Source organism: Rhodoblastus acidophilus, from assembly GCF_009720655.1.
Classification (GTDB): domain Bacteria; phylum Pseudomonadota; class Alphaproteobacteria; order Rhizobiales; family Beijerinckiaceae; genus Rhodoblastus; species Rhodoblastus acidophilus_A.
The window spans coordinates 1-9226 of record NZ_WNKS01000039.1 but is presented as its reverse complement, the minus strand read 5'-3'; the positions used below and the strand labels follow the sequence as shown (position 1 = coordinate 9226).

Below are 9226 nucleotides of genomic sequence, written 5' to 3'. Positions count from 1 at the left end.
GTGGACCCTCAGCCCCGGGGTCCCGATTGGATGCAAATCACCCCAGCGCTGGGGTCCTTATTCCATGCAAAATCACAGCCCCGTCGAAGGCATCCACCTTGGCAGTCCCCTCCTGGACGATTTGGCGGTACTTGCTGGCCAGCTTTTCGCCAGACTGCCCGAGCACCCCAAAGCCGCCCCCGAAGAGTGCCGCCATGGCAATCCCCCGCGCTGCGTCCCCGGCGTCATAGTGCGCTTCGTCCAGCAACATTTTGCCACCCTCCAAGGGGGTAGCAAACGCGGCGAAATCACCAGCCGTCGCTCCGATGCCCCGCCTTGCGCAAGACGAACGGCTCGGGGTTGAGGCCCGCCTTCAGCTTGTCGGCATGTTCCGCCAGCACGGCCACCTTGGTGGCCTCCAGAACGCAGTCCAGCCGCCGCAGCACGGTGAAGGGCAGGATGGACCTTGGCGTAGTCGGACTGCTTGTAATCGCCCCGGAGAAGGTCCGCGACGGACCAGATGAAGGCGGAAAGGGATTGGTGGTTCACTTTGTCACGGCCTCGGAAATGAAGACGGCGCTGGGTGCGCGTCCGACCAAATCACCCCGGCAGTGGGCAACTTCCCCGGCCCTTGGGGCAAGGCATTGTGCGGCTCAAGTTCTTCGCTATGCCGTACACTGACGCCCGTGAAATCGCCGAACGGGAGACCTGATGATGGAGCCGGAGGAGCATGCTGGCCCTGGTCAGGACCGCGCCTGTCCGGTTATGGCATACACCCACAACATGTAGAGGGGCGGCGAGCAAGGTTGAGGCGGCATGATCGACCGAGTCCGGCTCAAACGGGTCTTCCAGGCTGCTTCGAGAACGGCTGCAAAGGACCAGAAAGCCCCCATTGGACGAATGCTGTGCGTCTCAGCCCTATATGATCCGCATTAACGCCAGGCGGACTATCCACTGGCCGTAACTGTTTCGTCGAGACTTTTGGGGGAAACTTTCACCACTCCAACAGCCTAATCAATCAACTCGACACATCCGCAGTTCGGCGCCGCGTTCCCTCAGCCCACGGACGCGCCCATGCGGCAGAGGGCAGTCCGGGCATGTGGCGCGCACACGTGGTTGCTTTAGCGGCGCCTGCCTCAGTCGAGCGTCCTGCGGAATCGCAACAGCGCGAAGATCGCATAGACTGGGATGAAAAGCGCGAGGATCGAATATTCGAAGCCGATTTCGCTCCAGTCGGCGCCCTTCAGCATGATGGCGCGAACGACCCGCAGGAAATGGGTCAACGGAAACAGGTTGCCGATGGTCTGCGCCCAAACCGGCATTCCGTGAAACGGAAACATGAATCCCGAGAGCAGGATCGACGGCAGGAAGAAAAAGAAGGCGAGCTGCATCGCCTGCATTTGCGTGCGCGCGAGCGTCGAGAATGTGTAGCCGAGCAGCACGAGGCCCATAACGAACAGCAGGATTCCGAAGATCAGCAGCGGCAGCGACCCGACGAAGGGCACGTGGAACAGGACCCGCGCCGTGGTGAGAATCACGATCGTCTGCACCGCGCCGACGATGAAATAGGGCAGCACCTTGCCCGCCATGATCTGAAAGCCGTTGGACGGCATGGCCAGCAGGTTCTCCATTGTGCCGCGCTCGAGTTCTCGCGTCAGCGCGACCGAGGTCATCATCACCATCGTCATCTGCAAGATGACGCCGAGCAGCCCCGGCACGATGAAATATTGGGACACGCCGTCGGGATTGTAGCGCTTGTGCACGACGATCGACATGCGCGCGCCCTGGCCTTCGGCCGCTTTTCCCTCGAGCCCCTGTTCGCGCAGCAGCGCGCGCCGGGCGATCACCTCGAGCGCGCCGATGGCGTTGGAGGCGGCGGAGGGGTCGGTCGCGTCGGCTTTGACAAGGATCCGCGGCTGGTCATTGCGATCGACGCGCGCGCCGAAGTCGCTGGGAATGACGACGAGAAAGGCCACGGCGCCGCTCTGGATCAGCCTTTCGGCTTCGGCGGCGGTGCGCGGCCGCTCGACGAAGCGGTAATAATTGGACACCTCGAGCGCCGAGACGATGGCGCGCGAGTAATGATCCTGCCCCGTGACCAGCAGCGCCGCGTCCAGCCGCTTGGGATCGGTGTTGATCGCGTAACCGAACAGAACGAGCAGGAGAATCGGGATCGCCAGCATCATCGCAAATGTGACGCGGTCGCGCCGCATCTGCACGAATTCCTTGGCCAAGATGGCGCCGAGGCGGACAAGGAACAGTCGGATCATGCAACCCTCTTGGGCGCGGCGTCGCCTGAATTCATGAGCTGGATGAACACGTCCTCGAGACTGGTTCGCCCCGGCTCGAGAGGCAGCCCGCGTTCGGCCGCGAAGGCCCTCAGCGAAGCCGTCACCCGCATGGCGTCGACGCCGACGATGTGGATCGCCGCGCCGAACGGGGCGACCTGGCTGACACCGTCAAGGTGACGCAATTCGCTCATGAGCTCGGCGGTCGCCGTCGCGTGAACGATGAAGGTCGTGAGTCCCGATTGCCGCACCACCTCTTCGACCGTGCCGGTCACCAGCATCTTGCCGCGGGATATGTAGCCGATGCTATGGCAGCGCTCCGCTTCTTCCATGTAATGGGTTGAAACCAGCACGGTGACGCCGCTGCCGGCCAGCGCGTGGATTTGGTCCCAGAACTCGCGTCGCGCCTGGGGATCGACGCCTGCGGTCGGCTCGTCGAGCAACAGCAATTTCGGGCGATGCATGACGCAGGCCGCGAGCGCGAGGCGTTGTTTCCAGCCTCCCGAGAGGTGCCCGGCGAGCTGGTGGCGGCGTCCGCCAAGGCCGAGTTCTTCAATCGTCGCGGCGACGCTGCGCCGACGTGGCTCGAGATCGTAGAGACGGGCGACGAACAGCAGGTTCTCTTCGATCGTCAGATCCTCGTAGAACGAGAACCGTTGCGTCATATAGCCGACCTCGGCCTTGATGCGGCGGCTGTCGCGCCTGACGTCGTAGCCGAGCACCGCGCCTTCGCCCTCGTCGGGCGTCAGCAGGCCGCAGATCATCCGGAACGTCGTCGTCTTGCCCGAGCCGTTCGGCCCAAGGAAGCCGACAATCTGACCGGCCGCGACCTTCAGCCCGATGTGGTCGACGACCAGGGTCTTACCAAATCGCTTGGTGAGATTGGCGACGTCGATGACGTTCATGGGCGCGCCGGCGTTGGCAGGTCGACATCGACGATCTGGCCGGGTTGCAGCCCGAGGGGTTTTTCGCGCGGCGCTCTCGCCTCGATCAGGTAGACGAGCTGCTGGCGGCTTTCGAGCGAATAGATCACTGGCGGCGTAAACTCCGGTTCACGCGCGATGTAGGAGATCATCGCCGAAAGGCCCTTTTCGCAACCGTCGCAACCAACGTCGACGCGTTGCCCGATCGTGAGACCGGACAGTTGCGATTCCGGGACGTAGACCTTCACCTTGACGGCTCCGTCCGGCAGAAACGACGCCACGCCCGCGGAGGGACCGGCGATGTCGCCGACGCGCCGCACGATGTCGGAGACATGGCCGTCGGCGGGCGCGACCAGGAGGCGCTGGCCGAGCCGCCACTCGGCGTTGGCGAGCGCGGCCTGAGCTTGCGCCACTCGGCTCGACGCCGCCGCGATTTCCTCGTCGCGCGCCGGCAATCGGGCGACGGCGAGGTTCGCGGCAAGTTCGCGCGCGCGGGACGCCGCGACATTATGATGGGTCTCAGCCGACTCCAGTTCGGCCTGCGAGACGAAACCGCGGGCAAAAAGGTTCTTGCGCCGCTCCAGAATCCGTCGGGCGTCATCCTGCGAATCCTGCGCCGCCTTCAGGCTCGCCTCGAGCGCGGCGATCTCCTCGGGCCGGCGGCCATAGCGAATGTTGGCGAGTTCGGCCTCGGCCTGGGCGAGCGCGCTTCGCGCGAGCGAGACGGCGATTTCGGCGTCGCGGGCTTCGAGCGTCGCGATCGGCTCACCCGTCTTGAGGACATCGCCCCGGCGCACGTGAAGCTGCGCGACCCGCGCCGCTTCGATCGGCGCGATCGCGACATATTCGCCTTCGACATAGCCCACCGCCAAATTCTTCGGCGCCGCGCAGCCCGGCAGGAGGCTCGCGACAAAGGCGATGGCGCAGATCGAGCCCAAGACCAAGCCTCCTTCACGGCGAATGCGACGGCCCTCTGGCGCCGGAGGTCACGCCGCCACGCCTCGGGTTTGTTTCGTACGAACCAAGTCTTCCCGATCGTCTCGGGTCAATCGGACCGAGCGAATGAACAAATCCATTTAATAGGCAAGAGTTAAAATTTGCGATTGCGCGCTCAAGGCAGCGCTTTTCCCTCGGGCGACGCCTTGATCTTTGGGCTATGCTTGGTAATCCAAAGCCGAAAAGGCGAAGGCCCAGCGGCGCGCGACGCGCGCTCGATCCGCCTCCGCTAGGCTGAATGTGTTCTTGCGATAGGTCCGCAGCGAAACGAGATAAGCTTCGAGCTCCGGGCGCATCGCAGCGAAGCCGGGCAGGCCCAGGGTCGCATAGATCCGCTCGATCTCTCCTGAGGGATCGCGCTCCAGATCGTCGAAACGCACCTCGGCCAGATCGCCTTTGGGTATGAGCCTCCTGTCTTCGAGATAGCGGCGCATCATGCCGTCGTACAAGGCGAAAATGGTTTCGTCGACGATGGCGTCATCGGCCTGCTGCAGCTCGGTCAGCGCGCGCATCTGTCGCTGCAGATGCCGCGTCGAGACGAAAACCTCGTAGGGCGAGCGGTGGATGTGGATGAATTTGGCGCCAGGGAACAGTTCGAGAAGCAGGCGCACTCGCGCCGTGTTGACCGGATTCTTAAGCACCAGCCGCCGCCCCGGGGCGTGGAGAGTCGCGATTTTCAGCAGTCGTTCGTAGTTCCGCGCGACATCCGCCCTGGCCTTGGGGTTGAGATCGAGATCCAGGACGCGTTGGCGGGCGAAGCGCGGCGCCAGCCTTGGAAACAGCAGCACCGAATAGAAGGAGAACAGCGTCGTCTTGCCGAGCGCGACCTCTTCCTCCTGCGGCGAATCGACGCTCCAAGTCATTTCGTCCATCGGCCGCCGCGCCGGCAGAATGCGGTTCAGCGCCGGTTTCAGCCAGCGCCGGCCGATGAGCGAACAATCGGGCGCGAGCGCCTGGAACATGGTCAGCGCGCCGAAATGTTCGTCGCAGCTCATCAGATTGTGGAGATGTGTCGTGCCGCTGCGCCAGTGGCCGATAATGAAGACCGGCGGCGGCGCGATCGCGGCGGCGGCGATGCGCCGACCATAGATGACGCTTTCGAGCCAGCAAAAGGGGCGAACGGCCAGCGCCGAGAGCAGAATGAGCAGCAGCCGCGGCCAGAAACGCGCATCGACCTCGTGAAAATCGGCGCGCAGGCCGAACATGACGCTCGGCCGGACAAAGCCCATGAACAGCGCCTGATAGCGCAGGCTGTCCACGAGGCGACCGGCGAAGGCGCGTATCGCCGTCCAACGGGCCGCAAGTCGCAACATCGCGCGCCTCCTGCATGGCTCTTTTTGGCACGCCGCCCCCAGGGCCGCTTTCGTGCGGAGTAAAGCTCGGCTTACGTTTGATTTCAATCGTGTTAGTGGCGGCGGCCCCGGACTGGGACCAAAAAAAATGCGCGGCCACGTTGCAGCCTCCCCGCGCTTTAGCTATTGCAGCATCCAAAGCAAGGTGGGCGGGGGCGCTCCGGAAAAATTGGGTGGAGGCGCCGCATGTCCGTCATCAAGGTTGTCGAAGCCTGGGCCGAGTCGCAGCCGGACAAGCTTCTGTTCTCCTTCCTTGACGTGACGGGCGCGGAAGTGGAGCGCCATACCTACGCCTCGTTTCTCGCCCGCGCGGATGTGATCGCCAGCCATCTCGCCGCGCGGCGCGGGCTTGAGCCGCAATCGCGCGTTATGCTCGCTTTCCCACCGGGGCTGGAAATGATCTGCGCCCTGTTCGCCTGCGCGCGCGCGGGCGTGATCGCGGTTCCCGTGGTCGAGCCCACGGGCCACGCGATGGCGGCGCTATTGCGGATCGCCCATGTCGCTTATGATTGCGGGGCGACCCTGTTGTTATCGAACAGCGAGGGGCGCAACGCGCTCAAGGCCGGCCTCGCCCTGGCGGAGCCTTGGCTGGCCGGCGCGCTGGCCGGCGTCGAACTGCTGGCGACCGAAAGCATGATCGAGGCCGCCGGTCCCGCGCCGCGCGGACCGCGCGGCGAGATTTTCTTCCTCCAGTACACATCGGGCTCGACCAGCCGTCCCAAGGGCGTCATGGTGAGCCAGTCGAACCTCATCGCTAATCGCGCCTTGGTCGTGGACCACGACCAGCCCATCGGCGTCTCCTGGTTGCCGCAGCAGCACGACATGGGACTGATCGGCTATTTCATCTATGCGGCGATGAGCGGCGGCCAGACCTTCGCGCTCGCGCCCGCCACTTTCATCCAGAATCCGGGACTGTGGCTCGACACGATCAGCCGATACCGCGCGACCGCCAGTTCGGCGCCAAATTTCGCCTTCGAATACTGCCTGAAGCCCGGTCGCATCCCGGAGGAAATCTTGACGCGGCTTGATCTGAGCTCGCTGAAATTCCTCATGAACGCGGCTGAGCCGGTCCGTCCGGAGACCTATCGCCGTTTCCTTCAGAAATTCCGGAAATACGGGCTGACACCGCAGAGTTTTTTCGCCGCCTATGGCCTCGCCGAGAACACGCTCGCCGTCGCCAGCTACGGACGCAAGCCGTTGTCCGTTGACCGGAGGGCGTTGGCGCGGAACCGGGTCCACGTCACGAGCGCCGCCTTCGCAATCGATTCCGCGGTCCAGATCATGAGCAGCGGAGTCGCGCTCGGCGATAACGAACTGCGCATCGTCGATCCGCAAACCCGCGCGACCCTTGGGGAGGACCAGGTCGGCGAGATCTGGGTGACGGGGCCGAGCAAATGCCTCGGTTACTGGCGCAACCCCGAGCTGACGCAAGAGATTTTCGAGGCCCGCCTGACGGGCGGAGCGTCGAATCGCGACTTTCTCCGCACGCAGGACCTGGGCTTCATCCATGACGGCGAAGTCTATGTCTGCGGCCGGATCAAGGACATGATCATCATCCGCGGGCAGAATATCTACCCACAGGACATCGAAGCCGCAGTCGAGGCGGCCTCCCCCGCGATCCGCAGGGGCGGCGTGGCCGCCTTCGCGCTCGGCGACGAGCATCTCGGCCATATCGGGGTCGTGGCGGAGGTTTCGGAGCCTCAAGCCCCGCCCGACGCCGCGGCGATCGTCGCGGCGGTTCGGCGCGCCCTGGCCGTGGACATCGGCGATATCATCTTCATCCCGCCGCGAACGCTGCCCAAGACCAGTTCCGGCAAGGTCATGCGCTTCCTGGCGCGCGACTGGCTGAGCGCCGGCCGTCTCAAGGTGCTCGCGAGCCTCAGCCGGCGTGACGAGAGCCAGGACGACGGGGCCGCCGCCGCGCCGTTCTCGATCCTGCGCACGCGCTATCGCCTCACGGGCGACGAGAGGATCACGCTCCTGGAGGCGGGCGTGGACAGTTTCGACCTCGTGACCCTGATGCACGAGGTCAAGGAAATGCTCGGCGAACGCGGCGAGAGCCTGCTCGGCAAGCATGTCGACGTCCGCCTCATGCAGAACATCACGGTGGCCGACTTGTTCGAGCTGCAAAGGCGGTTCGAGGCGGCGCCCGACGACGTGGCCGTGGAAATGAGCCGCTTCGTCGCACGCACGCGCGCCGCCTGTCTGGCTGAAGAGGAGGCGCTGATGCGGAAGGACCGCACGCTTCCCTTCGAACCGGAGCGCCCGCGAGCGCCGCCCGCCGAAGCGCCGGAATGCGTGTTCCTCACGGGAGGCACCGGCTTTCTCGGCCCCTTCGTGCTGGCGAGCCTGCTGGCGCAAACGCAAGCCGAGATCAACGTGCTGGTGCGCGGCCAAAATTCGGAAGAGGCGCGCGCCCGGCTGCTGGCTCAGGCGCGGGACTCCGGCGTGGCCTCGCCGGAGATGGTCGCCGCTTTCGAGCGTCGGGTGAAGGTGGTGCACGGCGCGCTCGACCAGAAGCGTTTCGGCCTGTCGCCCGACGCCTGGCGACAGCTCGCGAATAAAACGGACGCGATCTATCACGGCGGCGCCCTGGTGAATTATCTGTTCACCTATCAGAACATGCGCGACGCCAACATCGGCGGAACCGCGGAGACCCTCCGATTGGCCTTTGAGGGTAGGCCTAAGCAGTTCAACGCAATTTCCACCACCTTCATTTTCGGCTGGGCCAACAAGGACGTGCTCTACGAGAGCGACAACAATGACGGCATGGAGCGGCTCGATTTCGGCTACAGCCAGTCGAAATGGGCGTCCGAACAAATGGTGCTCGACGCGCGTCGGCGCGGGCTGGCGACGCGCGTTTTCCGGCCGGCGCTCATCACGCCCTCGGTGACGGGCGGCGGCGCCGCCTTCGACATCACCACCCGGCTGATTGCCTTCATCATCAAATATGGCATCGGCGTGGACGCGATGAATCAGGTCAGCTTCACGCCGGCCGACGTCACGGCCAACAACATCGTCGCCATCGCCCAATCGCCCGACACACTCGGCGGAACCTTCCACGTCACGCGGGATGCCTATGCGAACATGAGGAACGTGACGGAAATCATCGCCCGGCGCACGGGCTCCCGTTTCCAGATGTTCCAACTGAAGGACTTCGTGCCGGAGGTGATCCGGCGCTGCACCAGGGACGACCTCATCTTCCCGCTGGTGGATTTCCTGATCGGCTCGATCGACAACATTTCGGCCATGGAATTCAAGCGCTACGACAGCACGGCCTATCAAGCCGCGCGCGACGCCAGTCCGCTCGGCCTGCCGGACCCGTCGCTGGAGGACACGGTCGGCGCGATCGTCACCTTCCTGGAGCGGCATAGCGCCATCTGATCCGGTTTCCGCGAGATTGCGAGCTGCAATCCGCGAATGGAATACGGTTTCCGAATGATCCAGTAGAGGGCCAAGGGATCAAGCGGTTATCGTCCTCTGCTCCTCGGTCTCATCGGAGGGAAGCCGGGGCGGCGCCTCGCCGACAGTCGGCTCGCGAACCGCCCGCCACAGGCGCGCAACAAGTTTGTTCAAATTAGCGATATACCGGCGTCACCCGACGATCCGAAGTAATTACCCAGGCCCATCGGCGGCGCGGCAGGGCTTGCGCTCCCGCCCGGATTTTGATTCAAAATTTGGATGAATC

At 64.3% G+C, this 9226-nt stretch carries 7 protein-coding genes; 1 reads left to right on the top strand and 6 read right to left on the bottom strand.

Annotation, left to right across the window (positions count from 1 at the left end):
- Nucleotides 1–37: 37 nt before the first annotated feature.
- The 6 genes from GJ654_RS20530 to GJ654_RS20505 form a co-directional block, all read right to left on the bottom strand.
- Complete coding sequence (locus GJ654_RS20530; protein ID WP_155448046.1) at nt 38–250, bottom strand: hypothetical protein; 213 nt, start codon at nt 248–250, stop codon at nt 38–40.
- 37 nt (nt 251–287) lie between these two features.
- Nucleotides 288–425 (bottom strand): hypothetical protein, encoded by a 138-nt coding sequence (locus GJ654_RS21375; RefSeq protein ID WP_246664858.1) that lies wholly within the window; start codon nt 423–425, stop codon nt 288–290.
- 690 nt (nt 426–1115) lie between these two features.
- Nucleotides 1116–2249, bottom strand: a complete 1134-nt coding sequence (locus GJ654_RS20520; RefSeq protein ID WP_155448045.1) for an ABC transporter permease — start codon at nt 2247–2249, stop codon at nt 1116–1118.
- On the bottom strand, nt 2246–3172 hold the full coding sequence (locus GJ654_RS20515) for an ABC transporter ATP-binding protein (RefSeq protein ID WP_155448044.1): 927 nt from the start codon (nt 3170–3172) through the stop codon (nt 2246–2248). Before GJ654_RS20515 ends, GJ654_RS20520 begins: the two co-directional genes overlap by 4 nt.
- Nucleotides 3169–4128 carry an HlyD family secretion protein gene (locus tag GJ654_RS20510; RefSeq protein ID WP_155448043.1) on the bottom strand — a complete coding sequence of 320 codons (960 nt, stop codon included), beginning with the start codon at nt 4126–4128 and terminating at the stop codon, nt 3169–3171. Before GJ654_RS20510 ends, GJ654_RS20515 begins: the two co-directional genes overlap by 4 nt.
- Before the next feature lie 216 nt (nt 4129–4344).
- On the bottom strand, nt 4345–5499 hold the full coding sequence (locus GJ654_RS20505) for a sulfotransferase family protein (protein WP_155448042.1): 1155 nt from the start codon (nt 5497–5499) through the stop codon (nt 4345–4347).
- Nucleotides 5500–5724: 225 nt separating this feature from the next.
- On the opposite strand from GJ654_RS20505, the gene GJ654_RS20500 reads away from it, so the two are divergent.
- Complete coding sequence (locus GJ654_RS20500; RefSeq protein ID WP_155448041.1) at nt 5725–8922, top strand: AMP-binding protein; 3198 nt, start codon at nt 5725–5727, stop codon at nt 8920–8922.
- The last annotated feature ends 304 nt before the right edge of the window (nt 8923–9226 follow it).